This window comes from Pontiella sp., from assembly GCF_041622395.1.
Lineage (GTDB): Bacteria > Verrucomicrobiota > Kiritimatiellia > Kiritimatiellales > Pontiellaceae > Pontiella.
Genome location: NZ_JBFJYW010000011.1, coordinates 1 through 24676 on the forward strand (window position 1 = coordinate 1; position 24676 = coordinate 24676).

General features: G+C 59.3%; 24 protein-coding genes and 2 pseudogenes. 16 read left to right on the plus strand and 10 right to left on the minus strand.

The annotated features are described in order from the left end of the window. A partial coding sequence (locus ABYO54_RS01250) for a Gfo/Idh/MocA family protein (protein WP_372806119.1) occupies positions 1 to 997 on the plus strand: 997 nt, incomplete at its 5' end. A 40-nt stretch (positions 998 to 1037) separates the two neighbouring features. On the opposite strand, the gene ABYO54_RS01255 is transcribed toward ABYO54_RS01250, so the two are convergent. After that, a complete protein-coding gene (locus ABYO54_RS01255; RefSeq protein ID WP_372806121.1) occupies positions 1038 to 1871 on the minus strand; it encodes a DUF1080 domain-containing protein in 834 nt (277 codons plus the stop codon). 222 nt (positions 1872 to 2093) lie between these two features. On the opposite strand from ABYO54_RS01255, the gene ABYO54_RS01260 reads away from it, so the two are divergent. Together ABYO54_RS01260 and mutL are read left to right on the plus strand one after the other, a co-directional pair. Beyond that, positions 2094 to 2699 carry a nitroreductase family protein gene (locus ABYO54_RS01260; protein ID WP_372806123.1) on the plus strand — a complete coding sequence of 202 codons (606 nt, stop codon included), beginning with the start codon at positions 2094 to 2096 and terminating at the stop codon, positions 2697 to 2699. Between the two features lie 102 nt (positions 2700 to 2801). Continuing rightward, on the plus strand, positions 2802 to 4670 hold the full coding sequence (gene mutL / locus ABYO54_RS01265) for a DNA mismatch repair endonuclease MutL (protein WP_372806125.1): 1869 nt from the start codon (positions 2802 to 2804) through the stop codon (positions 4668 to 4670). Positions 4671 to 4743: 73 nt separating this feature from the next. Here mutL and ABYO54_RS01270 read toward each other — a convergent pair whose 3' ends face one another. Next, the gene (locus ABYO54_RS01270; RefSeq protein ID WP_372806127.1) at positions 4744 to 5325 is read right to left on the minus strand and encodes a hypothetical protein; all 582 of its coding nucleotides are present in this window, start codon (positions 5323 to 5325) and stop codon (positions 4744 to 4746) included. A 171-nt stretch (positions 5326 to 5496) separates the two neighbouring features. Here ABYO54_RS01270 and ABYO54_RS01275 point away from each other — a divergent pair, with 171 nt between their 5' ends. Together ABYO54_RS01275 and ABYO54_RS01280 are read left to right on the plus strand one after the other, a co-directional pair. After that, positions 5497 to 6777, plus strand: coding sequence for a Gfo/Idh/MocA family protein (locus ABYO54_RS01275; RefSeq protein ID WP_372806129.1), 1281 nt, complete (start codon positions 5497 to 5499; stop codon positions 6775 to 6777). Positions 6778 to 6793: 16 nt separating this feature from the next. Further along, positions 6794 to 8050: a DUF1080 domain-containing protein gene (locus ABYO54_RS01280; protein ID WP_372806131.1), complete on the plus strand. Its 1257-nt coding sequence runs from the start codon at positions 6794 to 6796 to the stop codon at positions 8048 to 8050. Positions 8051 to 8101: 51 nt separating this feature from the next. Here ABYO54_RS01280 and ABYO54_RS01285 read toward each other — a convergent pair whose 3' ends face one another. From ABYO54_RS01285 to ABYO54_RS01300, 4 genes are all read right to left on the minus strand, one after another. After that, positions 8102 to 8326, minus strand: coding sequence for a hypothetical protein (locus ABYO54_RS01285; protein ID WP_372806133.1), 225 nt, complete (start codon positions 8324 to 8326; stop codon positions 8102 to 8104). Between the two features lie 148 nt (positions 8327 to 8474). Further along, entirely contained in the window at positions 8475 to 10397 is a 1923-nt protein-coding gene (locus ABYO54_RS01290; RefSeq protein ID WP_372806134.1) for an ATP-binding protein, read from the minus strand. Beyond that, entirely contained in the window at positions 10394 to 11602 is a 1209-nt protein-coding gene (locus ABYO54_RS01295; RefSeq protein WP_372806136.1) for a hypothetical protein, read from the minus strand. The genes ABYO54_RS01290 and ABYO54_RS01295 overlap by 4 nt, the downstream gene beginning before the upstream one ends. 210 nt (positions 11603 to 11812) lie before the next feature. Further along, complete coding sequence (locus ABYO54_RS01300) at positions 11813 to 12220, minus strand: gamma-glutamylcyclotransferase family protein (RefSeq protein ID WP_372806138.1); 408 nt, start codon at positions 12218 to 12220, stop codon at positions 11813 to 11815. A 50-nt stretch (positions 12221 to 12270) separates the two neighbouring features. On the opposite strand from ABYO54_RS01300, the gene ABYO54_RS01305 reads away from it, so the two are divergent. The 4 genes and pseudogenes from ABYO54_RS01305 (at position 12271) to ABYO54_RS01320 (ending at position 13724) form a co-directional block, all read left to right on the plus strand. Beyond that, positions 12271 to 12654 carry an NFACT RNA binding domain-containing protein gene (locus ABYO54_RS01305; protein WP_372806140.1) on the plus strand — a complete coding sequence of 128 codons (384 nt, stop codon included), beginning with the start codon at positions 12271 to 12273 and terminating at the stop codon, positions 12652 to 12654. Positions 12655 to 12789: 135 nt separating this feature from the next. After that, positions 12790 to 13083 (plus strand): annotated as a pseudogene (locus ABYO54_RS01310) (putative quinol monooxygenase). A gap of 65 nt (positions 13084 to 13148) precedes the next feature. Then, on the plus strand, positions 13149 to 13493 hold the full coding sequence (locus ABYO54_RS01315) for a hypothetical protein (protein WP_372806142.1): 345 nt from the start codon (positions 13149 to 13151) through the stop codon (positions 13491 to 13493). Positions 13494 to 13598: 105 nt separating this feature from the next. Next, complete coding sequence (locus ABYO54_RS01320; protein WP_372806143.1) at positions 13599 to 13724, plus strand: hypothetical protein; 126 nt, start codon at positions 13599 to 13601, stop codon at positions 13722 to 13724. Positions 13725 to 14016: 292 nt separating this feature from the next. On the opposite strand, the gene ABYO54_RS01325 is transcribed toward ABYO54_RS01320, so the two are convergent. Both ABYO54_RS01325 and ABYO54_RS01330 read right to left on the minus strand, forming a co-directional pair. Continuing rightward, positions 14017 to 14478, minus strand: a complete 462-nt coding sequence (locus ABYO54_RS01325) for a hypothetical protein (protein WP_372806145.1) — start codon at positions 14476 to 14478, stop codon at positions 14017 to 14019. Further along, complete coding sequence (locus ABYO54_RS01330; protein ID WP_372806147.1) at positions 14465 to 15136, minus strand: hypothetical protein; 672 nt, start codon at positions 15134 to 15136, stop codon at positions 14465 to 14467. Before ABYO54_RS01330 ends, ABYO54_RS01325 begins: the two co-directional genes overlap by 14 nt. Before the next feature lie 497 nt (positions 15137 to 15633). Here ABYO54_RS01330 and ABYO54_RS01335 point away from each other — a divergent pair, with 497 nt between their 5' ends. Next, the gene (locus ABYO54_RS01335) at positions 15634 to 16989 is read left to right on the plus strand and encodes a hypothetical protein (RefSeq protein WP_372806149.1); all 1356 of its coding nucleotides are present in this window, start codon (positions 15634 to 15636) and stop codon (positions 16987 to 16989) included. A 55-nt stretch (positions 16990 to 17044) separates the two neighbouring features. On the opposite strand, the gene ABYO54_RS01340 is transcribed toward ABYO54_RS01335, so the two are convergent. Next, entirely contained in the window at positions 17045 to 17674 is a 630-nt protein-coding gene (locus tag ABYO54_RS01340; RefSeq protein WP_372806150.1) for a flavodoxin family protein, read from the minus strand. Between the two features lie 61 nt (positions 17675 to 17735). Next, positions 17736 to 19013: an adenosylmethionine--8-amino-7-oxononanoate transaminase gene (gene bioA, locus ABYO54_RS01345; protein WP_372806152.1), complete on the minus strand. Its 1278-nt coding sequence runs from the start codon at positions 19011 to 19013 to the stop codon at positions 17736 to 17738. Positions 19014 to 19340: 327 nt separating this feature from the next. On the opposite strand from bioA, the gene ABYO54_RS01350 reads away from it, so the two are divergent. The 6 genes and pseudogenes from ABYO54_RS01350 to ABYO54_RS01375 form a co-directional block, all read left to right on the plus strand. Beyond that, on the plus strand, positions 19341 to 20561 hold the full coding sequence (locus ABYO54_RS01350; protein ID WP_372806154.1) for a hypothetical protein: 1221 nt from the start codon (positions 19341 to 19343) through the stop codon (positions 20559 to 20561). A gap of 62 nt (positions 20562 to 20623) precedes the next feature. After that, the gene (locus ABYO54_RS01355) at positions 20624 to 21874 is read left to right on the plus strand and encodes a glycine betaine/L-proline ABC transporter ATP-binding protein (RefSeq protein ID WP_372806156.1); all 1251 of its coding nucleotides are present in this window, start codon (positions 20624 to 20626) and stop codon (positions 21872 to 21874) included. Beyond that, positions 21871 to 22695, plus strand: a complete 825-nt coding sequence (locus ABYO54_RS01360; protein WP_372806157.1) for an ABC transporter permease — start codon at positions 21871 to 21873, stop codon at positions 22693 to 22695. Before ABYO54_RS01355 ends, ABYO54_RS01360 begins: the two co-directional genes overlap by 4 nt. A 24-nt stretch (positions 22696 to 22719) precedes the next feature. Beyond that, positions 22720 to 23592, plus strand: coding sequence for a glycine betaine ABC transporter substrate-binding protein (locus tag ABYO54_RS01365; protein ID WP_372806159.1), 873 nt, complete (start codon positions 22720 to 22722; stop codon positions 23590 to 23592). A 247-nt stretch (positions 23593 to 23839) separates the two neighbouring features. Further along, on the plus strand, positions 23840 to 24286 hold the full coding sequence (locus ABYO54_RS01370) for a MarR family winged helix-turn-helix transcriptional regulator (protein ID WP_372806161.1): 447 nt from the start codon (positions 23840 to 23842) through the stop codon (positions 24284 to 24286). A 61-nt stretch (positions 24287 to 24347) separates the two neighbouring features. Further along, a pseudogene (locus ABYO54_RS01375) lies at positions 24348 to 24676 on the plus strand (hypothetical protein); the annotation flags it as partial.

The window sequence follows — 24676 nt, forward strand, 5'->3', positions numbered from 1 at the left end:
AATGAAGACGATTAACTGGGGAATCATTGGCTGCGGCGGCATCGCCAACCTATTCGCAACAAGCCTTGCGACCTTGGAAGAAGGACGATTGCTTGCGGGGGCGTCTCGGACGCCGGGGCGGGCGCAGGAGTTTGCGGACAAGCACGGCATGGCGCGGGTCTATACCGACTATGAGTCCCTGGTGGCCGATCCCGAGATCGACGCGGTCTACGTTGCCACCACCCACAACTTCCACTTCGAAAACATCCGGCTCTGCCTGGAACACGGCAAACACGTGCTTTGCGAAAAACCCTTCACCGTCAACGCCGCCCAAACCCGGCAACTCATGGAACTGGCCCGCGAAAAGCAACGGTTTATGATGGAGGCGGTCTGGACGCGTTTTTTGCCCGCCATTGTAAAACTGCAGCAGGTTTTGGCCGCGGGCGCGATCGGGGACGTTAAAACGGTCACGGCCTGTTTTTGCCTGGGCGCCGACTTCCCGGCGGAACACCGGCTGAAAAACAAGGCGCTGGCCGGCGGGGCGTTGCTGGATCTGGGGATTTATCCGATCACCTTCGCCAACCTGGTTTTCGGGGCCCATCCGGAGCGGATCCAAAGCAGCGTCGTGATGAGCGAAACGGAGGTCGACGAGAGCTCGTTCTACCTGCTCGACTACCCCAACGGGGGCCGGGCCATGCTCACCTCCTCGATGTCGGCGGCCGCGCCGAACGAAGGCATCGTCTACGGCAGCAAGGGCTTCATCCGGGTTCCCCTCTTTTGGGGGGCGCAGGAGTTCGAGATTCACCGCAAAGGATCCGACGCGCCCGAGCGCATCCGCGCCCCCTATGGCGACGGCGAAAACTTCCGCTTCGAAATCGCGCATGCGATGGAGTGCATCGCGGCGCAAAAAACGGAAAGCGAGATCCTGCCGCTCTCCGAAACACTGGCCGTCATGCAAACAATGGATACGCTCCGCGACCAGTGGGGCCTTGCCTATCCGGACGAAACCCGCGGGTAGAACGAAGAATGGTTGGCCGCCCATGCCGGCAACCCATTGCTCATTGCTTCCGGTCGTCTTTCAGCAGGTCGAGTTCGCGGATCCAGATGTTGCGGAAGCGCGTATTGTTGTTGTGGTCCTGCAGCAGGATGACGTCCTTGCCGTGCGGCTTGTAGACCGGCAGTTTTTTATGGACGGTCGCCCCCAGAATTTCCGTCTTGTGCTGAACCAGGATCCCGTTGAGGAAAACGGTCACATAGGCCGGGGAAACCAGCGTGTCGCCGTCGAAGCGCGGGGCCTGGAAAACAATGTCGTAGGACTGCCACTCGCCCGGCTTTTTGCAGGCGTTGACCAGCGGGGGCGTTTGGCCGTAGACGCAGCCGGCCATGCCGTCGGCATAGGTGCGGTTTTCAAAGTTGTCGAGCACCTGGGTTTCGTAGCGGCGCATCATGAAAACCCCGCTGTTGCCCGCGCCCTGCGAATCGCCCTGCCGCGGGTTGGCCGTCTGCCACTCGATGTGGAACTGGCAGTCGCCGAATTTTTGCTTGGTCATGATCGATCCGGTCGGCGTGCATTCCAGATAGCCGTTTTCAACCTTCCAGAGCGCCTGGCCCTCGGGGTTGTATTTTTTCTTGGTCGGATCGGCCTGCTTGGTGCCGACCCAGCCGGAGAGCCCGGTTCCGTCGAACAGTACGATTGCATCGGACGGCGGCGCGCCGATCGCGGCGGCCGGGGCGACGACCGCCGGTTGCGGTCGGTCGATATCATGAACGCACCAGCCCGAAGGCAGCTTGGGCGTATCGGTGTAGCCGACACTAGGTTTTTTACTGTCCGCACCTCGGGAAACCCCGGCAACCCACACTCCGACCACCAGCCCCAAAACCATTCTCTTCATGGCAACACCCTTTCGCGATTCAATGCGCAAAAAGGCTACCGCCGGAAAGCGCGCGCGTCTAGCACCGAATGCGCACCGGGCGCGTTGCAACATCAACCCCGCGGCCGCTCTTTCATCAGCAGGGCCGCCGGGGCGAGCCAAGCATGTCAAATCCCCGACTTTAAACTTATCACTTCGGAACCCATCGCGTATGGTCGGATGAAATCAGGGGGTAAAACAGTCATGAATGTCCATTCCGCGATACAAAAGCGGCGCTCGGTACGCCGATTCGATCCCAACCATCGGATGACGAAGAAGGAGATCGACAAACTCTTGTCGTTGACGCTGCACTCGCCGACGGCCTTCAACCAGCAGAACTGGCGTTTCGTCGTGGTGGACGATACCGCGTTGCGCCAGCAGCTCAAGAGCGCCTCGTGGAACCAAGAGCAGGTCACGGACGCCTCGCTGCTGATCATCCTCTGCGCCGACCTCAAGGCCTGGGAAAAGGAACCGATGCGCTACTGGCGCTCCGCGCCGGAGAACGTCCAGGAATTCATTGTCCCCGCGATCGAGCATTATTACAGCGGGCTCGACCAGGTTCAGCGCGACGAAGCCATGCGCTCCTGCGGCATCGCCGCCCAGACCCTGATGCTGGCCGCCAAGTCGATGGGCTACGATTCCTGCCCGATGGACGGCTTCGATTTCGACGCCGTCGGCGAGCTGATCAACCTGCCCGACGACCACGCCATCTGCATGGCCGTCGCCGTTGGCAAAGCCATTGGCGAGCCGCCCCCGCCGAAGGATATGCTCTCGCTCGACGACGTCGTCGTCACCAATACGTTCGATTGATTCCGGCCCGGATCGCGGGTTTTGCGCGGGGAAAATCGGGCCGGTTTTGAAAATCGGGGAGCGCCCTTTCTTTTTGCGGCGGCGGTTTGCTATGTTCCGCCGATGCACGAAAAACCCGTCATCCAGATGCTGCCCGACCAGGTGATCAACAAGATTGCCGCTGGCGAGGTGGTCGAACGCCCGGCCTCGGTCATGAAGGAACTGTTCGAAAATTCGCTGGATGCCGGCGCCACCCAAGTGGACGTGGAGATCATCCAGGGGGGACGCCAGCTGATCGCCATCACCGACAACGGGTGCGGGATGGTGCGCGACCAGGCCTTGCTGAGCATCGAACGGCACGCCACCAGCAAAATCCGCTCGGAAGCCGACATCGAAAACATCCACACGATGGGCTTTCGCGGCGAGGCGCTCGCGGCCATCTCGTCGGTATCGCGTTTCACGCTGATCACCCGCCCCGAAGAGGAGCTCGCCGGCACCGAAATCCAGATTGCCGGCGGCAAGTTCCTCGGGTGCGACGACATCGGCTGCCCGGTCGGCACGCGCATCGAAATCCGCAACCTGTTTTTCAACGTCCCCGCGCGGCGCAAGTTTCTGCGCGCCGAACAGACCGAACTCTCGCACATCCGCCAACTGTTTCTGGTGATGGCCCTGGCCCACCCCGAAATCGGCATGAGCCTGAAGGTGGACGAGCGCGTCGCCTACAACCTGCCGGCGTCCGGCAAAATGGAAGACCGCATCAGCGAGCTCTACAACCACGGGTTTTTCGAGCAGCTGGTGCCGATCGACTATTCCGACACCGATTACCGGATCACGGGCTACGCGGGCTTGCCGCAGACCGGGCGCAAGGACCGGCAGGACCAGTATATTTTCGTGAACCATCGGCCCGCCTCGGCCCCGGTGGTCTACCATGCGCTGAACGAGGCCTATCATTCGCTCATCGCCCGCGGCCGCTATCCCGCCGTCTTCCTATTCATCGAGATGGCGCCGTCGCTCGTGGACGTCAACGTCCACCCGACCAAAAAAGAAGTGCGCTTCCGCCACCCCAACCAGCTGCGCGACGCCGTCGTCGCCGCACTCGCCAAGGCGATGGGCTTTTTGGGAGAAGAACCCGGAACCCCGAATCTCGCACTGCCCCCTTCGCCGGAACAAATTCCATCCGACGGGGAGCGGATCGCGTTGCCGACGCCCCCGCCCGTCCGGCCCAGGTTCGAAAGCCAGAAACAGATGGACGAAATCCTCGTTCGTCCCGAACTGGTGGCGAACCGAAAGATCGACACGCCGAAGGCGGACGAAGCGCGAACAGCGCAGACGGGCGCACCCGCCACCGAACCCCGCGAAGCGCGGAACACGGATCGCCCGGCGGCCGCGCCGGCGGCCAAGCCGCAATCGCCGTGGGGCTGGTGCCGCATCGTCGGGCAGCTGGGCGGGAACTACGTGGTCCTCGAAACCGAGGATGGCTACGTGCTGATGGAACCGCGCGCCGCCCATGAGCGCGTCCTGTTCGAGAAATTCATGCATGCCGTGCACGAGCACGCCGTTCCGAAACAGGGGCTCCTCGCCCCCGAGACCATCGACCTGCTGCCGTCCGACGCCATGACGGTGCGGAACAATATGGATACGTTGCAGGAGCTGGGCTTCGGGGTTTCGGAATTCGGCGGCGACACCTTCATTGTCGATGCCCTGCCCGTCTACGTCCAAAACGAGCCCGCCGAAACCCTGCTGGTGGAAATCGTCCGCGAAATCGAAAAGGCGGGCAAAAAGCGGGGCGCGCGCGAACTCGTGCAGGCCAAGATTGCGCAGGCCGCCTGCCAGACCGCCGTCCGGTCGAAGGACCAACTCTCCGACAGGGAGATTGAAAAGCTCGTCTCGGATTTGGCCAAAACCGAAATGCCCTACACCTCCCCGCGCGGCCGCCCCACCCTCATCTACACCAGCTTCACCGAGCTCGACCGGAAATTCAGCCGGGAATAAAACCGGCGGAGGGCGTCTTGCGCGCAGCCGAATCCCGGATCGTCCACCGCGCCCAAACGCGGGGCATCGCTGCTTAAAAGGGCGTGATCTTGCGCGAACTGGGAATGCGGTTGCGGTGCCGGCCCTCTTTGACGAGCGACACGAAGTGCTCGCGCGCCTTGCCGTAGCGCGCCAGTTCATCCGCCGTTGCGGCGGCGCCGTTCTCGACCTTCAACTGCTCGAACGGCTCTCCCGCCAGCTTCAGGGTATTGTTGATGGAGCGGATTATGTCGCTGGCGCGCCGCTGGTACTCCTCGGCCTGCAACCCCACGGACGCCTCGTTCGAGCCCAGGAACGTGAAAAACGAACCGTCGCTCTCGACCATGTTCTTCAGCGTCATCATGGAAAGCACGGCCTTCACATTGCCCGCAATCAAATTGATGAACCGCCCGAACTGTTCGTCGATCTCGTTCGACCCCGCATCGCGGACGGAGAAGCGGGCATGTTCGCGGGCAACGCGCAGCAGGTAGAGGATTTCCTCATAATCGGCGATCTTGATTTCGAACGGGGAGGAACTCTGCTGGGCGGCAATCAACTCGGCCGCCTGCTCGAAATAGACATCGCGCCGAGCCAAGTGCACAGGACGGTTCTGTTTGAAATAATTAATCGCCTTCACGGTCTAAACGGTAGCAACGTAGGCAACAATTTCGAGCTTATAATCAAGTTTTCGAGAAATGGAGCCGGCACCCTTCGCCAGCATCCAGGCCGCCGGAGACAAAGCCGAGCACGCGTGTCTGGTTTCGGTCGCCGCAAACGTCTTAAGGTAAACAACTCAGGGAGCGGGATCATGGACAATGCATACACACGTAGGACCTCACTGAAAACCACCGCAATCGCCGGAACCGTGGCGGGGCTGGCCGGGCTGGCCTCGGCGGCACCGGGAAAGACCGTGAAGGTGGCGCTGGTCGGCTGCGGCGGACGCGGAAAAGCCGACCTCAAGAATTTCCTTAAAGCCTGCGAACTCCTGGGGCTGCAAAGCGAAGTGGTCGCCTTGGCCGATGCCTTCGCGGAGCAAGTCCAAACCGGCGCCGCGCAGTTTAAGGTTTCCGGCGACCGATGCCACGCGGGCTACGATGCCTACCGCAAGGTGGCCGCATCGGATGCGGAATTCGTGTTGCTCGTGACGCCCCCGCTGTTCCGGCCGCTCCATCTCGAAGCCATGCTCAAGGCCGGGAAAAACGTTTTCATCGAAAAGCCGGTCGCGGTCGATGCGCCGGGTTGCCGCAAGGTGCTCGCGCTGGGCGAATACGCGAAAAGCCAGGGGCTCGGCATTTCGGCCGGGATGCAGCGGCGCCATTCGGCGGGCTATCTGAAAAACAAAGCCCTGGTCGAGGCCGGCGCCATCGGCGAAATCCTCGGCGGCATCGTCTCCTGGAACGGAACGGTTCCGTGGATCAAGGAACGCCGCCCCGGCGACACCGACGCCGACTATCTGGCGCGCAACTGGCTGAACTGGATCGAAACCGGCGGCGACCACATCGTCGAGCAGCACGTCCACAATCTCGACGTGGCCAACTGGTTCATCGGCCGCACCCCGAAATCCGCCGTCGGCTTCGGCGGCCGCGCGCGCCGCGAGTCCGGCAACTCGTTCGACTTTTTCAGCGTGGATCTCGACTATGGCGACAACGTCCATATCCACAGCCAATGCCGCCAGATCTCCGGATGCTTCAACCGCGTCGGCGAAGAGCTGCGCGGCGCCAAGGGGGTGGTCCTCGGCGGCGGCAAGCTCCGCGGCGACGCGGCGGTTGCGGTACCCGACCCGAAGGTCGATACCGACAATGAGAGCTTGCAGGAGATGGTCGACCTGATCCGCGGCGTCCGCGCCGGCCAACCGCTGAACGAGGCGCAGATCGTGGCCGAGGCGACGGGGACCGCCATTCTGGGCCGGATGGCCTGCTACACGGGGCAAAAAATCCAATGGAGCGATCTGTTCCTGAATCCGAAGTCGCCGTGGTACGACTTCACCCACGGCATCGCGGCCGAGGATTTTGAAACGGGGACGGTCAAGCTGCCCCCGGAAAACGCCGTGCCCGTTCCGGGCGACGGGGAACCGATCCGCAGACGTTAACGAACAAGGAGTTGAGATGAAAAAAACAATGACCCTATGCCTGGCCGGACTCGTTTCGGCCGCGGTTGCGAACGAGGGCGGCTGGACCCCGCTGTTCAACGGCAAGGATTTCACGGGCTGGAGCTTCGACACGCTCGACAAGGTGCAGCCCGAAGAGATCTGGTCGGTCAAGGACGGCACGATCATCGTGCAGGGAAAAGGCAAACCCAACGGCGTGATGCGCACCGATAAAAGCTATTCGAACTATGAACTCGAGATCGAGTGGCGCTGGCCGGACACCGGCGGAAACAACGGTTGCCTGATCCATTGCTCGAAACCGCGCTTCATGAGCGTTTGGCCGCAGTCGATCGAAGTTCAGCTGATGAAGGACAACGCGGGCGACTTCTGGGTGATCGGCGAGAACATCGACGTGAATCCGGAGCAGGTTGCGCCGGCCGGCAAGAACGGCCCGAGCCGCCGACGGATCAATCTGGTCGACGGCGCCGAAAAGCCATCCGGCGAGTGGAACACGATGAATATCTTCGCGCGCGGCAACACGATCGAGGTTTTCGTGAACGGCCGGCTGGTCAACAAGGGCTGGAACGCCTCGGTCAGCGAAGGGGCCATCTGCCTGCAGGCGGAGCGCGCGAATGCCGAGTTCCGCACCGTCCGGATCCGCGAACTTTCGGACGGCTGGAAACCGCTGTTCAATGGAAAGGACCTGAGCGAATTCGACATCGAAGACGGCAACGCGACCTTCGCGGTGAAGGACGGCGTGATTACCGGAACCACGGCGGTCCCCAGCCCGAACACCTTTTTGGCCACCAAAGCGCAATACGGCGACTTCGAACTGGAGTTTGAAACGATGGTTCACGACCGGCTCAACTCCGGCGTCCAGATCCGTTCGCGCTCGCGCGACGCCGCGGAAGGCAAGTTCCCGCCCGGACGCTTCTATGGCCCGCAGGTGGAAATCGAGGCAGGCCCGGGCCAGGCGGGCTTCATCTACGGCGAAGCGACCGGCCGCGGCTGGCTTTCTCCCGAGCCGAAATCCAAGGATCCGGCGGTCAACCAACACAGCCACTTCAAGAACGGCGCGTGGAACCACTTCCGGATCGTTGCGCGGGGTCCGCGCATCCAGACCTTCATCAACGGCGTCCCGATCGCGGATCTCTCCGACGGGGAAATCTACAAGAGCCACCCGAAAGGCCAAATCGGCCTACAGGTACACGCCGTCAACGCAAAGCTGCACCCGATGAGCGTGAGTTGGCGGAACCTGAAAATCCGGGACCTCTAACCCCCCGGACCTCGGAAGTGAAAAGGGCGCTCGTTGGGCGCCCTTTTTTGCTTAGCGGTAGCGGTCGTGCCACAGGTGTTTGAACCACATGCGCCCGGTGGAGATGATGAAAAGCAGGCCCGAAATCACGATGCTGACCGCCAACGTCAGCTTTCCGCGCCCGTGGGCGGCAATGTCGCCGGGGTCGCTAATCGAATCGAAAAAAAACAAAACCCCAAGCAACAGCACCACACCGGAAGCCACGAGGGCACCGATGTTGGGCTTCATCTTGAACATGGGTACTTTTCCGTGACCGTGCATCTGCTTCCTTTTCATTTAGGGCTCATCGACACCCTGAAATGTGCAAAAGAAAGCGGGACCGACGCGACATTAAACGGCCGGAATAATTAGCATTTTTTACTAGATAGCGGCACGCCGCGTCGGTTCAGGTATGATGTTTAAGCATGGCGCGCACATCCTCGCGCCGGATCGGCTTGGAAAGGTATCCGTCCATTCCCTGTTCGAGGAATTTTTCGCGGTCGCCCTTCATGGCGTGGGCGGTGATGGCGATGATCGGGATATGCGTTTCGCTGCCTTCCTGGGCGCGGATCATGGCGGTGGCCTTGAGTCCGTCGAGCACGGGCATCTGGATGTCCATCAGGACAATGTCGTAGGCCGGCCGTTGCTCCGGCGGCCGGGCGAGCTTGAGCATCGCCAGCGCTTCGCGGCCGTTTTCGGCGACGTCGGACCGGCACCCCATTTTCTCGAGGATCTTCACCAACACCCGTTGGTTGAGCTTGTTGTCTTCGACCACGAGCACATAGAGGCCCAATTGTTCATTCACCGGCGGAACCTCAACCGGATCGCCTTCCGCCTGCGGAACGTCCATGTTGAGGGTGATGTTGAAATTGAATTCGGAGCCCACGCCGGGCGTGCTGCGGACGGTGAGCCGGCCGCCGAGTTGCTCTACGATTTTCTTGGAGATGGCCAACCCGAGCCCGGTTCCGCCGAACTCGCGCGTGTATGAGCCGTCGGCCTGGATAAACTCCTGGAAAATCATCTCCTGGGCTTCTTGCGGGATGCCGATGCCCGTATCGGAGACCCGGAAGGCAAACGTGCATTCGTGGCCGGACCGATCCAAACAGCGGACGCCGATCTCGACATGGCCTTTTTGCGTGAACTTGACCGCGTTGGCCATCAGGTTGATCAGCACCTGGCGGAGACGGCCTTCATCGGAGCGCACGAACGGGAGGTCGCCGGGGCAGTCGACCCTCAGCTCCAGCCCCTTGCTCTTGGCCGAGGGGGTGAAAAACGTATGCAGTTCGTCCACGACCTTGGCCATATCGACCGTGGTCATGTTGAGGTCGAATTTGCCCATTTCGATGCGGGAGAGGTCGAGGATGTTGTTGATGATCTTCAGCAGGTTGTTGGCGGACGAGGAGATGGTCCCGACATAATCGCGCTGTTCCGGCGAGAGCGGCGTGTCTTGGATCAACTGGGTCATGCCCAGCACCCCGTTCATCGGCGTGCGGATTTCATGGCTCATGTTGGCCAGGAATTCGCTTTTGGTGCGGCTGGCCCTTTCGGCGGCCTCCTTGGCGTCTTGCAGTTCGGCTTTGAGCCGCTCCTGCTCGTGGCGTTGGTTTTCGAGCCGCTCCACCATGCGGTTTACCCCGCGGCCGAGCGCGCCCAGCTCATCCTGCGAGACGGTACGCTTGACCCGGAAGGACAGGTCGCCCTGCTCGACGGCTTGGATGCAGCCGAGGATGTTGTTCAGGCGGGGCACGGTCATCTGGCGCACGAACAGCGCACTGAGCAGGGTGACCAGTGCAATGCTGGCAAGGAAACCGATCAGGAAGCCCAGGGCGCTCTGTTTCTTTTGCAGGGCGGCGTTGGCGGTTTCCAGCTTTAGGCAGAGGTTGCCAAGCCAGCGGCCGTCCGAAAAGAGCGGGGTCGTCGAAATCAGGTGGGAACCCGCCCCCTCGCCGACCCGCGACACAACGGCTTCAGGCTGGACCTGGCTACAGAACGGCAGTCCCAGGGAACCGCCGACATCGGCCACGTTGGATCCTTCCAGCGCAGGGTCCGTACTGTAATAGATGGTTCCGTCCGGTTGCCCCAGCACCGCGAGCACCACGCGCTCTTCAACCAGCCGCGACAGCGCGGCGGCGTCGCGGGCGGTGGAATAGGGAATGGCCTGCTCGTTCATCAGCCGCCCGGGGATCTGCGCCAGGGAGTCCAAGCGGCGGTCGATTTCCAGGTTGACGCGGTGGGCATAGAAGATTTCCAGCCCGGACAACAGGACGGAGGCGATCATGAAAATCGCCAGGCCAAGCTTGAAGGCCAGGGAGAGCAGCATCTTTTTCATTCCGCGCCCTCCCCGCGCAACGCGCGGATTGCGCCCCCGCTCCGGCGCAGATCGAAGTCCGGCCATTGTTTAACATATTTCATGGGATGAACCGGCAGCGCCGGAATGGGTTGCCGGCACGTCTCGAGGAGTTTCCGCTGGTATTCGGCAAAGATGTCCTGCCCAAACGTCGGATCATACAGGTCGCCTTTGAGGCCCGTCGGACACTTGGTGCAGCGCACCCACTTTTGGGCGATCGGAGGGCGGCTCCAAAAGCGCATCAATTCGATCCCCGCATCGCGGCCCGGGGCGTTTTTCAGGACCGCCCAAGTCGCGATATATCCGCCGATCGCATGGCAATTCCCGTCGAAGCCGGGCATTTGCGCCAGACGAAGACGATCCATTTGCTCGGGGCAAGCGGCCTTGAAAGCCGTATAGCGCCAGGAGGCATCGAAGAAAAACAGGGCGCGGTTTTGGTTCAGCATGAAGTCCGCCGCGGCCGGCCATTCCCTCGACGAACCATTGCCCGCCAGCGGCCGGAAGCGGCCCAGCTGCGCGAAATAGTCCTCCGTTCGGGCATAGGCCTCTTCCCGGGCGGCTTCATCGAACGCCTTGTCGGGCACACACCCGGGGATACGGGAACACAGGAACGCATAGTAAAGGCGCGACATCGACCCGGAGCGCGCCACATCCAGAAACGCCGCAATCGGTTGATCCGCCGTTTGGTTGTAGGCATGGACCTTTTCGACGTACCCCAGCAGGTCTTGCTCGGTCATGCCCTCTTCGCGGATCTCGATCCCCAGCCGGCCGGCCACGGCTTTGTTATACCAGGCCGTGTAGAAAAATCCTTCGATATAGGGCCCCGAAAAAAACCCGGCGGTGTAGGCGTGGGTGCCATCGCCTTGCACCAGGAACTCTTTCTGGGTCTTCTCGAAACCGGGAACCGCGGAAAAATCGACCAGATGCTTGCGCCCCCAATCCCAATCGTCCAACTGGTCGGCCACCATGCCGTAAATCAGCGAATCCAGCCATACGACATCCCATTCAAGGTTGCCCGTGCGGATCATTTCCACCAGATAATTCGCGGCGGCAGCCTGCGACTTCTGGGGAAGCACATCGGCGGAAAAGCGGAAATCAATCGCGAGTTCGGGGTGGAGAAAACGGAACTCGTCGAGCACCTCGCAAACCAAGGTTTCGCGGGCGCCTTCGCCCTTCCAGTGCCCCATCCAACGGAGCCTTCCAGACGGGTCGGGCCGGGCCGCCGCCGGGGAAGCGCAGATGCACCCCCACAGCAAAAGCCGCAGGCACGCCCCCGCAACGCCCTGCCCAATCCCTCTGCCCGTAAAGTCTGTTCCAAACATTAATCCCACCTTTAGAGTTGCAACAAAATCAGACCACGAAGGGACATGCAATCTCTTTTAGGGCCGAGGGCGCGTTTATTCCCGGGACCGCATTTCGGCCCACCCCTTGTATTCGGAGCAGAAGGCCGAAAGGTGCTCGGCGGTCAGCTGGTCCGGGGACCAAGGGACGTCGGCGGCGATATGCCTCCACGCCTCGGCAAGCACGTAGACAAAGGCCGTTTCGCACCCGATGCCCACTTCGATCCGGTCGTATTCCTCGCCCTCGAATGCATCCAGGAAGCGGAACTCCCGTTCCGTCAAATTTAGATAGAGCATGCCTTCGACGGCATCCCCGCTTGAGGGAACCACCACGGGGTAGTGCTGGTCGACGACCCGGAGCCGCTGGTAGCCTTCGAGGATTGCCGGGGTTCCCTCCAGCCGCCGCCCCGCGACCGACTGCAGCACCTCCGGCCACATCAATGTTCCGTATGCAAATAGGTTCATGTCGATATTTTCCGTGTCATTCGTGGGTTGAGTGGTTAACACTATTCCGCATGCGAGGAAAAGAAATCCAGCCAGAATATTGGGGTTATGAACTGCCCGGCGGCTTCGAAGCCCTGGCCGGTAAAACCGATGCCGACAACGATCTGCTCAGCCTGCAGGTCGCCCGCCCCAACGATCTCTGGTTCCACGTGCGCGGTCTTCCCGGCAGCCACGTCGTCCTTCGCCACCCCGCCGGCGAAAGGCCCGACACCGCCACCATTAAACAAGCCGCCGCCATCGCCGCCTGGCACTCCAAGGCCCGCAACGCCGGAACCGTCCCCGTCAACTACACCGAGGCCAAGCACGTCGGCAAACCGCGCGGCGCCAAACCCGGATCCGTCACCATCAAGCGCGAAAAAACCGTCAAGGTCCGCCCCGGACTTCCCGGCGCTTAATCGAAATCCGGCGAACGCCATTTTGCGATTTGTATCGCTCGGCCAAAGTTCGTAAGGTTCAGCATAGAAGGAGTTGTTGCCGTCCGACGTTCGGCCGTCAACCCTTCGCCCCCAAAACTGACCCAGGAGAAAAAAATGGAAAAACTGACGATTGTAGCCAACATCGAAGCCACCGCAGACCAGATCGAAACCGTGAAAGCGGAACTGCTGAAGCTGGTTGAAAAGACGCACGCCGAAGACGAGGGCTGCATCCTTTACACCCTGCACCAGGACAACGAAAACCCGGCACAGTTCGTGGTCTTCGAAAACTGGTAATCCAAAGCGCTGCTGCAGCAGCATCTCGACTCGGCGCATTTCAAGGCCTGCATGGCCGCATTGGACGGCGCGCTGGCCGGCTTCTCCGTCAACGAAATGACACAGATCGGATAACGAAAGCGCGGGCGGGAACCCAGCCTGCAGCCTGGCCAATAAGCCATTTTTAAGAGGAACCAATCATGATACTCAAACCAGGCGAGAAGATTCATCTCATGGTCCGGCGAAATTTCGACGGAGATCTTCGCCGACATTTCGTTGGCGAGATTATCGAGGCAACTGAAATGCTGGCGCGTGTTGAAGGGTATGTCTACGTTTTGGACACCGCAACCAATCAGTATCTCCGCCGGGCAGACAAACGCATTCGCATTGTCGCCCTAACGGATGCCAACAACATCATCAATGTCCTGCCGGCCAACGCCAACCTCGATGAAGTTAAATATGCCGTATCCGCAGACAGCAGGCGTATTTTCACCGACGGCAAGACGTTCTGCATGGACGTGAACGAATTTGGACTAAATCAATAAACACGAGGGGCTTGGGGCAAGGCGGGGAAGATCACGATCGATCCGCAGAAGCGCCCCCCCTTAAAGTCCCGGTCAAACATCGCGAAACAAAATACGGCGCAGTTCGTGGTCTTCGAAAACCGTCCATCCAAAGAGCGGCATCTCGACTCGGCGCAGTTCAAGGCCTGCATGGCTGAATTGGACGGCGCGCTGGCCAGCTTCTCCGTCAACGAAATGACACAGATCGGATAAACCGGGAAACGGATTTGAGCCACGGAACAACACCTGGCAAACCGCCGACCAATTATAGATGCGGCACTAAAATAATGGGAGTATTAGCCACGAGAGAGCACAGAGAGAACAAAGCACTATTTCTTTGTCTCTGCGTCCTTTGCGCTCTCTTGTGGCCAAGATTTCCATTAGCAGGGAGTCTCAATGGTTAGATGCCGGTGCAATAATTGCCAGTACCGGGCATGTATCCCCCAATCCTCTGGGCCGCCGACTCTTTCCGAGTTGGTCCGTGGCCCCTTTCCCGAATTCAGGATTACGGGCTGTCGGCCACCAACTCCACCAGAATCAGCACCATGCCATGGGCCTGCGATACCGGAAGGACGATTGAATCGGCCGGGCCCAGAACCGTCCCAATCTCTTCGGCGAACGGTTCGCCGAGTGCGGGTGCAAGCATGACCCGATAGCGGCGTTTTTCGAGGGACGGCGCCCAGCTGACCTGTAGACTTCCCTCCAGATCCACGATTTGCGTGATGTGGAAAAAGGAGGCTTTGTTCGTGGGCGTTGAGCCGGCGACATATTCCTCCCAGGCCTCGAAGCCGTCGCCGTCGGTATCGTTGGTCACGGCGACCGCGAAGTTGTTCGTCCACCCATATTCCGCCAGCCACACTTCCGGCACCGGCACCGGCGCATTCGTGAACAGGTTTTGCGCAAACTCGGCCCGGATTTCCAGATTGGCCCTCACGCCGGATAGCGTCAGGCTTTCAACCGCCCCCACCGAAAACCCGTTGGTTGTGACGTCCGCAATGTGATGCCACCGGTCCGGCGCGATCTCGAAATAAAACGAATTCGATCCGGGAGCCGCATACTGCAAGCCGGAAGGCGTAATGGTCCCGTGCGGGCCGGCAAAGGCAATCACCGTCCACTGCGGCGGCGCCTCGGACAAGGCCACCTCCATGCGGAACATGCCGGTCGCCGCCGATGCCAAATCCGGCACCGGCATAGGCGCCGGAGCTGTAGGTTCCGGCGCCGCCGCGGAATCCGCCCGGGCCCGGCTCGGCATGAACCGGTGCGGTTTGATGGCTCTGGCCGTTTAGATTCAGCGAGCCATCGATGGTGACATCGCCGGAGACCAACCAGACCACCGGCGCGCGGCTCGGGTGGTTGGCGAACGTCAAAGTGGCCCCGTTGGAAACGACCACGCTGGAGTATTTGAACACGACCGCCCACTTGTTCGAATCGTAGACCCCGTTTCCGGCGCCGGCATCGTCCCACTCCCCGGTGGTTGCCAGCGACAGGTCGATCACCGTATTTTCGGTAATCAGCAATGCGCCGTCCGAGCCGTCTGCGCCCGGCACCGTGATCGCCGCCTTCGCAACACTGCACAGCAACAGCATTAGAACCATTCCGCTGATATTTAACGTCCGGCTTTTCATCGTACCTCTCCTTGTTAATGCCTGCCCGACCTCGATTCGAGCTCGCTTCTTTCAAAGACCAAAGAACAACTGCTGCATCCGGAACCCCCGCGTTTCACCGCCGCCGAAGCAACTGGCGTTTTTATAAATTTTATTTTTCCGCGCGGCATGAACAAACTCTTTTCCGTTTATTATGCGTTAGGTTATAACCTTGTTCATCTATATGGTTTTGGGAACCCGGCGCTCCTGGCGGCGGCGGAATCAACGGGAACGATTTGGAGAAAAAGAAACATGAAAAAACCCTTGGCGACGCCCTTCACGTTTTATACGTTCTTTTCACCCAAGACATGCGCATTGCAAGGCGCCGCACCCCGAAAGCACCTTGCGGGCGAGCTCGTTTCCTCATGCTGTTTCACCCGTTTCAATGGCGCGAGGGGTTGAGGGCAGCAGGAGGGATGAAACCCTGATCGGTCGATTAGTTAGATATCGGATCATCAATGAACACAACCGGACAACGCATGAAAAAGTATTTCAATCTCATTGGCGCCACATTGCTTTTCTATTGCTTAAATAGCGTATGCGCAGCCGCGGGGTTACTATCCTTCCCGCTTTCAGCGAACCAACGAGGGACGGTCACGTGTATGGAACATCCCTCCATCAGCTATGATATTTATCTGCCCCCGGCTTATTCGACCAACAGCACCCCGCTACCGATTCTTTACACATTCAATGCGAATGGGGGCGGCATGGTTCCAGCCTTCAAGAGCGTATGTTCCGCCCTGAATATCATTGTCGTCGGCGTTACCGGCCCCAAAAACAATGCAGGTTGGGACATTGTCTTGAAAGAATGCTATGCGGTGACCCGCGATATCCGTTGCCGAGTTCTTTTCGATCCGACTGCAGAATTCGCGACCGGCATGTCTGGCGGAGGGTTGGTCTCATACGGATACAGCCGGATTCGCGCCCAACATGTTGCTGGAATATTTTCGATGAGCGGGTGGATGGGGCGCTATCCAAACCGCTACTGTTCGATCGACCGCGTTCAGACCAATCTGTTGGTTGCGCGCTCGATCGGCCTTTCCGATAGCTCCTCATGGCCAATGTCTTACGACGCAAGCTACCTGAGTCAGTGGGACTCGGTGATCAACGATTTGTATTTTGATGGAGGGCATGTGGTTGCTCCCGATTCCGTGAAAACCACGGCGTTGTCATGGTTGATCAGTACGCGGACCCCGGCATCGCTCAATGAGCGCAGCACTGCGACGCAACAAGCTCAAGCTTGGCGCTTGGCCATTGCGGCCGGCCAAAGGGAAACGGTTGTGCGGGAGTGCGTGAATATCCTGATGAGTCGGCCCCGAAGCTGGTACGCTCATGAAGCGCAACTTGTGATGGATGACCTGATGGCGGACTACGATTCCTTCAGTTCTCTCTCGTTCGCCAATCTCGCCCAAGGAGATTTCGCGTCCGATTATTTTTATTTTTATGCCTTTGGGGCAGCTCTGAACGCGGATCTAACGAGATATCATTCGTGTCTCAAGGCCTTGACCGGCATCAGCGGGACCAATGGCGACCGCGCAGGGGATCTCTACGACCTGCTCGAACGCTTCGCATTTCCCAATCCCAAACTCCACGGCACGTCCGATCCCGATCAAATGTGCTTTTGGTTGATCAAGGACACGCCGGGGCTTACCTATACGCTGCAATCAAACGCAAACCTGCTGAGCAATGTCTGGGAAAGTGCAACAGCAACCAGCGAGGACGATTCGACCGCGTGGTCGGCCACGTGCGCGGTCCTTCCGGGAGCAAAATCCGCATTCTATCGGATCGGATCCATTGCAGAGCCGGCCACCTCTTCGCCCTGGCCGGAGCAGTAGCAGAAACGGCCTCGGCTCTTAAACCAGCCGCTTAGGCGCCGGTTCCTCGCCGGCGCTACGTCAATGAAGCGGCGAGTTTTCGACCCAACGCATAGGCGTCGCGCATCACCGGTTCCTGCTCGCGAACTTTTGCTTTGTCAAAGACGCCGAACACCGCCAGTTCCCCGACGATCTCATAGCCCAGCGCTTCGAGCGGACGCTTCATCGCGTCTAACGTAAAGCCCATATCCTCGACCGACTCCTGTTCGCAGATGGCGACCACGACGGCTTTTCTGTCTTGATTGCTCAACTGGCTGGACCAGCTGCGGGGGCGGTCGTTTTCAAAATTATAAAAGCAATACAGGCGGTCGATGAATGCCTTCATCCAGGCGGTGATATTATAGTTGTGCGTGGGCGACACCAGGACCAGCCCTTTGGCCGCCTGCAGCTCCGGATAGAGCAGCGACATGCCATCCATCATGCCCGTGCAAATTTTGGACTTCCGGCACTTTTCACATCCGATGCAGCCCGAAAACGCGAAATCCGTCAGATTCCACCCATCCGCCGGAAGCGCTTCATCTTTAACGCCCGACACGATTTTTTTGAGTACCAGATCCGAGTTGCCGTTTTTTCTCGGGCTGCCACTGAAGCCGATGACTCTATTTTCCAACGCGACGTTGGATACGTCTGTTAATGCCGATCCCATACTCGCATTCCTCTCCTGATAAAGACCCGTCCAGCCCTGCGCGATTGTCGAAAGCCGCCACTCACAGCGACGCCACGACCTCGCAAACCGCCCGGCAAAGCTTCGCCAGCTCAGGTTGGGAAATAATAAACGGCGGCATTAGATAGACCCGCGTGCCAAACGGACGAACCCACACCCCGCGGTCGACGAACTGTTTCTGGATCGCGGCCATCTCCACCGGCTCGGTCAGCTCCACCACGCCGATGGCACCGAGGCAGCGCACCTCTTTCACCCCGGGCAATCCCTGGCAAGGTTTCAGGCCCTCCATCAGTTGTCTCTCAATCGAGGCGACGGCGGATGGCCAGTCGGATTTGAGCAGCAGATCGATGCTGGCATTGGCGACGGCGCAGGCGAGCGGGTTGCCCATAAACGTCGGCCCATGCATGAAAACGCCCGGATGGCCGTTGCTGATTCCATCGGCCACCCGGTCGGTCGCCAGCGTGGCGGCAAAGCTCATATATCCGCCGGTAATGGCTTTGCCCAGACACATGATGTCCGGCGCAACCGCCGCATGCTCGCAGGCGAACAGCTTGCCGGTGCGGCCGAAGCCGGTCGCGATTTCGTCGGCAATCAACAGCACGTCATACTGATCGCACAGCGCCCGCACGCCTTTGAGGTAGTCCGGCGAATAAAACCACATGCCGCCGGCACCCTGTACGACCGGCTCCAGAATGACGGCGGCCAGCTCGTCGCGATGCCGCCGAACGATGGCGGCCAGCGATTCGAGGTCGGCCGCATCCCACGGGGCATCGAACGCCGTTTTGGGCTGGTCGGCAAAATAGTGTACAGGCAGGCTGCCTTTAAAAACATGGTGCATGCCAGTGACCGGATCGCAGACGGACATCGCGTTCCAGGTGTCGCCGTGATAGCCGGAACGGATCGTGGCGAATTTGGTTTTGGCCGGGGCCTGCGATGCCCAGAACTGCATGGCCATCTTCATGGCCACTTCCACCGCCACCGACCCCGAATCGCAGAAAAAGACCTTCTGAAGCGCCGCCGGGGTTAGTTCGACGAGTTTGCGCGCCAGCTCCACCGCCGGTTGGTGCGTCAGCCCGCCGAACATCACGTGCGACATCTTTTTCAGCTGCGCTTCCGCCGCGGCGTTGAGCGCCGGATGGTTATAGCCATGAACCGCCGCCCACCACGAGGACATGCCATCCACCAGCTCCCGCCCGTCCTTCAAATAGATCGAGCAGCCCGCCGCGCGCTCGACCGGATAAACCGGCAACGGATGCGTGGTGGAGGTATACGGATGCCAGATATGCTGCCGGTCGTAGTCGATGAGCTCGTTCAAATTCATAAGCCAAAACCAGACCACAGCCCCCCTGTTCAGGCAATACAAAACGGGAATTCCTTCGGTTTTTCCATAAAAAATCGAAATCATCCCTTGAGCGACACGCTCGCATCCGCTCTACTGCACCCCGCGTGAAAATACTGCGCACTTCGACATCAAAATAAAGCAACTGCGTTGCAAAGCACCCTGACGGACCGATGAGTCCGACTCATTGCGGTGGTTAGACGGACCTCCAACCGAACGTTCGCATCTTCTGATTGACATCAAACATTTCTGTCCTGATTTCGTGTTTGCCTTGCAGTTGCATAACCTTAACAGAACAGGAGACCCGTTTTGCGATTACGCACCACTGCTGACCCAAAAACCATTTCCACACTTTTACTATTAGGTGCGCTCAGCGCATCGGCAACCATCCCGGTTCATGACATCATCAACGATGCGACCGGTGTAGACCTCGGCACCTTGACCGTCGGCGGATGCATCCGCGCGAATTATGTCTACGGAAGCGACTACGGCGATTCGGCCGGCCCGTCGCGCGGCGACAACGGCGGCAACATGGAGCTGGATGTCTTCCGCATCAACGTCGACTGGCAGAAAGACGACTGGGTCGCCAAGAGCGAGTACCGCTGGTACAACGGGTACAGTTTCTTTCACACCGCTTGGCTGGGCTATAACTTCGACGCGGAGTCGCAGCTGCAGGCCGGCATCAACCGCGTGCCTTTCGGGGTTGGGGCCTATGGCCCTTCCCAGAGCTGGTTCTTCGATATGCACTATTATGTGGGCCTCTCCGACGACATGGATCTGGGGGTGAAGTACAGCCGCTCCATGGGCGACCTTAAATTTGATCTGGCCTATTACCTGATGCCCGAGCCGAACGGAAACGGCGCAACCGAGGATAGCGCACGCTATTCGTACGACATCGTGGACGACGGCTCCGTAAACGGCCGCTACAAAGAACGCAACCAGTTCAATGGCCGCGTGACCTATGCCGTTCTGCCGGATTCCGTCCCGACCGAGATCGGTGCTTCGGTACAGGTTGGACTGCTGGAGGCCAACAGCTCTTCGGCGGCCGATGACACCTGGGGATATGCGGCTTCCGTCCATAGTTCCTCCACCTACGGCGCCTGGAACCTGATGTTGCAACTGACGCACTACGACTATGGTGCGGATTTCAATGATCCGGCGGCGTCGGACGATCTAATAACCCTGGGGGCCTTCGATTATGCCGCCCCGGTTGCGACGGCCGGCACGATTCCCTCGGCGTCGCTGGGCTACACCTGGAACATTGAGCGCTACGACTGGATTAATTCGATCACCTTTTTCGGGGAAGCCAGTGCCATCCTCAAAGAGGGCCAGGACAATGCCGGCGCCGAGTTGAACGACAGCTTCATGAACACGATCGGCGCCGCCATCTCGATGGGCGGATGGTACACCTACATCGAATACGGCCACGCCAACGGCAACTATTTCGTTGGACCGGGCGGCGATTTCGGCGCGAATACCGCCGACGAATGGCAAGGCCGTTTCAACGTCAATCTCGGCTACTACTTCTAAGTGGACCACCAACGGCAGACGGGAGGGCTGCTCCTTCGGTCTGCCGCTCAACGGAGAAACCAATGAGCGTTATTGAAGTCAGAAACCTGTTCAAGGTATTTGGAAACGACCCCAAACGGGTCTTCCCTTTAATCGAAAAAGGGGCAAAAAAGGATGAAATCCTAAAGAAAACCGGCTGTGCCATCGGGATCAACAACGCCTCCTTCAGCATTGAAAAGAAAGAGATCTTTGTGCTGATGGGCCTGTCCGGCAGCGGGAAATCAACCGTGATCCGCTGTCTGAACCGCCTGATCCGCCCGACGCGCGGCGAGATCCTGATCGACGGCCAGGACATCATGAAAATGAACAAGGAGGAGTTGTTGCAGGTCCGCCGCAACACCCTCTCGATGGTGTTTCAGCATTTCGGGCTTTTGCCGCACCGTTCCATCATCAAAAACGTGGAATACGGATTGGAAGTCGCCGGCATTCCGGCGGAGGAGCGCCGTAAAAAAGCGCAGGAGGCGTTGGAGCTGGTGGGGTTGAAGGGGTACGAAAACAGTATGCCGAACGAACTCAGCGGCGGCATGCAGCAACGGGTCGGCCTGGCCCGCGCCCTGGCCAACGATCCGGAAGTGTTGCTGATGGATGAGGCCTTCAGTGCGCTCGACCCGCTCATCCGCACCCAAATGCAGGATGAGTTGCAGGAACTGCAGGCGCGCATGCATAAAACCATCGTGTTCATCACGCACGATCTCGACGAAGCCCTGAAGCTCGGCGACCGGATTGCCATCATGAAAGACGGCGAAATCGCCCAAATCGGAACCCCCGAGGAAATCCTCACCAATCCGGCGGACGATTATGTGAAACGGTTTGTGATGAACGTGGACCGGAGCAAGGTGATTACCGCCTCGGCCCTGATGCGCAAAGTCGACGTGATCACCGTCCCGAAAGACGGCCCGCACGTCGCGGTGCGCCTGATGGAAAAGAAAGGCCTTTCGAGTGTCTTTGCGGTCGACGGCGAGCGCCGCTTAGCCGGCATGGTGACGATCGATGATGCCGTCAAGCTGGAGCGCGGCAAGAAGAAAGACCTGACGCCGGCCCTGACGACGGACATTTATGTTACCGGGCCGGACACGCCGATCGCGGATCTGTTGGGAACCGCCATGACGGCCAACTATGCGATCGCCATCCAGGACGAGAACGGACGGCTCATGGGGCAGCTGGACCGGGCAACCATCCTGGCCGAAATGTATGACGACGAAGAGGAAGCCATGACCCCGCTGGATGAAATCCTCGAAAACAATGAAGAAGCCGAAATGGAGCGTGAGGCATGAGCATCCCTAAAATCCCCGTCGGGCAACTCTTTGAAAAAATCATCAACTGGCTGACCGACAACGCGGAAGTCTTCTTCGATGCGATTTCCAACTCGGTTACCGCCATACTGACCGGACTTGAGTTCGTGCTTTTGTTGCCGCATCCGGTGCTGATGATCGCCATCATGGCCGCGCTGGCCTGGTGGCTGGCGTCGCGCAACATCGCCATATTCAGTGCGATCGGCTTGTTTTTGATTTACAACATGGGCTACTGGACGCAGACCATGGAAACCCTGGCCCTGGTTCTGGCGGCCGTGCTGATCTCGCTTGCGCTCGGCATCCCGATGGGAATCTGGGCCGCCAAGAAAGACATGGCCGAGCGGATCATCCGCCCGGTTCTGGACGTGATGCAGACCCTGCCGGCATTTGTTTACCTGATTCCTGCGGTGCTGTTTTTCAAACTCGGGCCAGTGCCGGGCGTGATCGCGACGATGATCTTTTCCCTGCCGCCGGTGGTGCGCCTGACCTGCCTTGGCATCCGCCAGGTCCCCGAAGAGATCCGCGAAGCGGCAATCTCGTTCGGCTCCAACCCGCGCCAGCTGCTGCTTAAAGCGGAATTGCCGGTCGCCCTGCCCTCCATTATGGCCGGGGTAAACCAAACCATCATGCTGGCGCTCTCGATGGTCGTCATCTCCGGCATGATCGGTGCCGGCGGTCTCGGAAACGAAGTCCTCAAAGGCATCACCCAGCTCAAAATCGATCTGGGCTTCGAAGCCGGCATATCCATCGTGATTCTGGCGATCTACCTCGACCGCGTAACGCAACACTTCGGTCAAAAATAATTGAATTAACAACGGAGAATTATAATGAAAACGAACTATGCAACGACCGGAATTCTGGCCGCCGCCACCGCGGCGCTGACCGGATGCAACCCGCAAGCAACGAACAACGCCAAAGAAGCCAAACTGGTTTATCCGAACTGGGCGGAAAGCGTGGCCTACACCCATCTGGCGAAAGTCGTTCTGGAGGAACAAATGGGCTATGACGTGGAAATCACCGCCGCCGACATTGCACCGGCCTACACCGCCGTTGCCCAGGGCGGGCAGGATGCCTTCATGGAATGCTGGCCGGCGCTGCACAAGGATTATCTGGACCGCTTCAGCGGCGATCTCAAAAGCCTCGGCAATGTCTACGAAGGCACCGAAGTCGGACTCGCCGTCCCGAGCTATGTCACCATCGACACCATCGCCGAGCTGCAGGCCAACGCGGCCAAATTCGGCGGCAAGATTACCGGGGTCGATGCCGGCGCCGGCATGATGAAGAAGATTGATGACGAGCTGATCCCGGCGTACGGGCTGACCGAAATCAAGTTGCTGGCCTCCAGCGGACCCGCCATGACTGCGGCGCTCTCCGACGCCATTAAACACAAAGAATGGATCGTCGTTACCGCTTGGAAACCCCATTGGATGTTCGGTCGCTGGGATCTCAAGTTCCTCAAACAGGATGCCGACAAACCGATGTGGAAAAGCGGCAACATCGAGATTATCGGGCGCGTAGATCTCGAGGAAGACAAGCCGGAGCTGGCTCAGTTCCTCAAAAACTTCTACCTGACCGATCCGCAGCTCTCCGACCTGATGGTGAAAATCAAAGACTCCGACGACGATACGCTCGACGTCGCCCGCCAGTGGATGCTCGACAACGCAAGCGTGGTTGAACAATGGATTCCCGCAGCGATGTAAGCTGCCCGATTCATCCTCAAGAAACCCGGCCACCGCGCCGGGTTTTTTTGTGCCCCGACCCTGCAACGGAGCATGAAGCGTGCGGGTATTCCTTCGCCGAGTTCGACAGGAGCCCCCCGCCCGGCTTGGCCGGGATGTCCTTTCCGATTCAATAACGGGAGTTCCCACGCCCTCCCGGAGCGCTCCCCTCGGCTTTCTTCCATTCCCCCCTTGACATTGGTTCGGCCACGAACTATCAATGGGCCCCATGACAACAAAACCGCACATTAATGGAATTATGGCGCAGATCGGGCGAATCCGGGAACGCGCCGCCTTGTTCATTGAACGCGAACTGCAGAACGAAGAGATCCACGGCATTCTGTCGGCGCATGGCATCATCTTCTTTTATCTGTTTCAACAGCAGCAGCCGGTTCCCATGAAAGAGATCGTCGAAAAAACCGGCCGCGTTAAATCCACCGTCACCGGCATGATCAATACGCTCGAACAGCATGGTTATGTAGAAAAAAAACAGTCGCCTGAAGACAGACGCGTGATCCTCGTCCAGCTCACGGAGAAAGGCCGGTCCATCCGCCCCGCATTCGAAAACATTTCGACCCGACTGCTGGAAAAAATTTTCGGCGACATGCCGGACGGCGACCGCGAAACCCTCGTTCAGTTGCTCTCACAGGTCGGCATGAATTTGGGTTTATCATAGGAATCAGCTTTTTTTAAACCAAAGGTTCGGCCACGAACTTTTAACAATGCAGGAGAAAAAAATGAAAAAGATCGCAGCAATACTCGCAGGCAGTCTGGCGGCTGCAACCGCATTTTCCGCACCGGAAGCGCAGTTCTCAACCGACCCGTTCGATAACTTCACCCTGCACACCTACGCCTCGTTCGATCCCATGGCCGATGTGTCGTTTATCGTGGAAAGCAAAAGCAAACTGGTCGTTATCGAGCCCCAGGCCTTTGAGGGCAAGGTGGAAGAGTTCACGGCCTACACCAAAACGCTTGGCAAGCCGATCGAAAAGGTACTGGTCTCCTTCCACGCCGCAGGGCTGAAAGTTTACGAAAACGAACACAAGGTCATCACCAAGCCGATGGC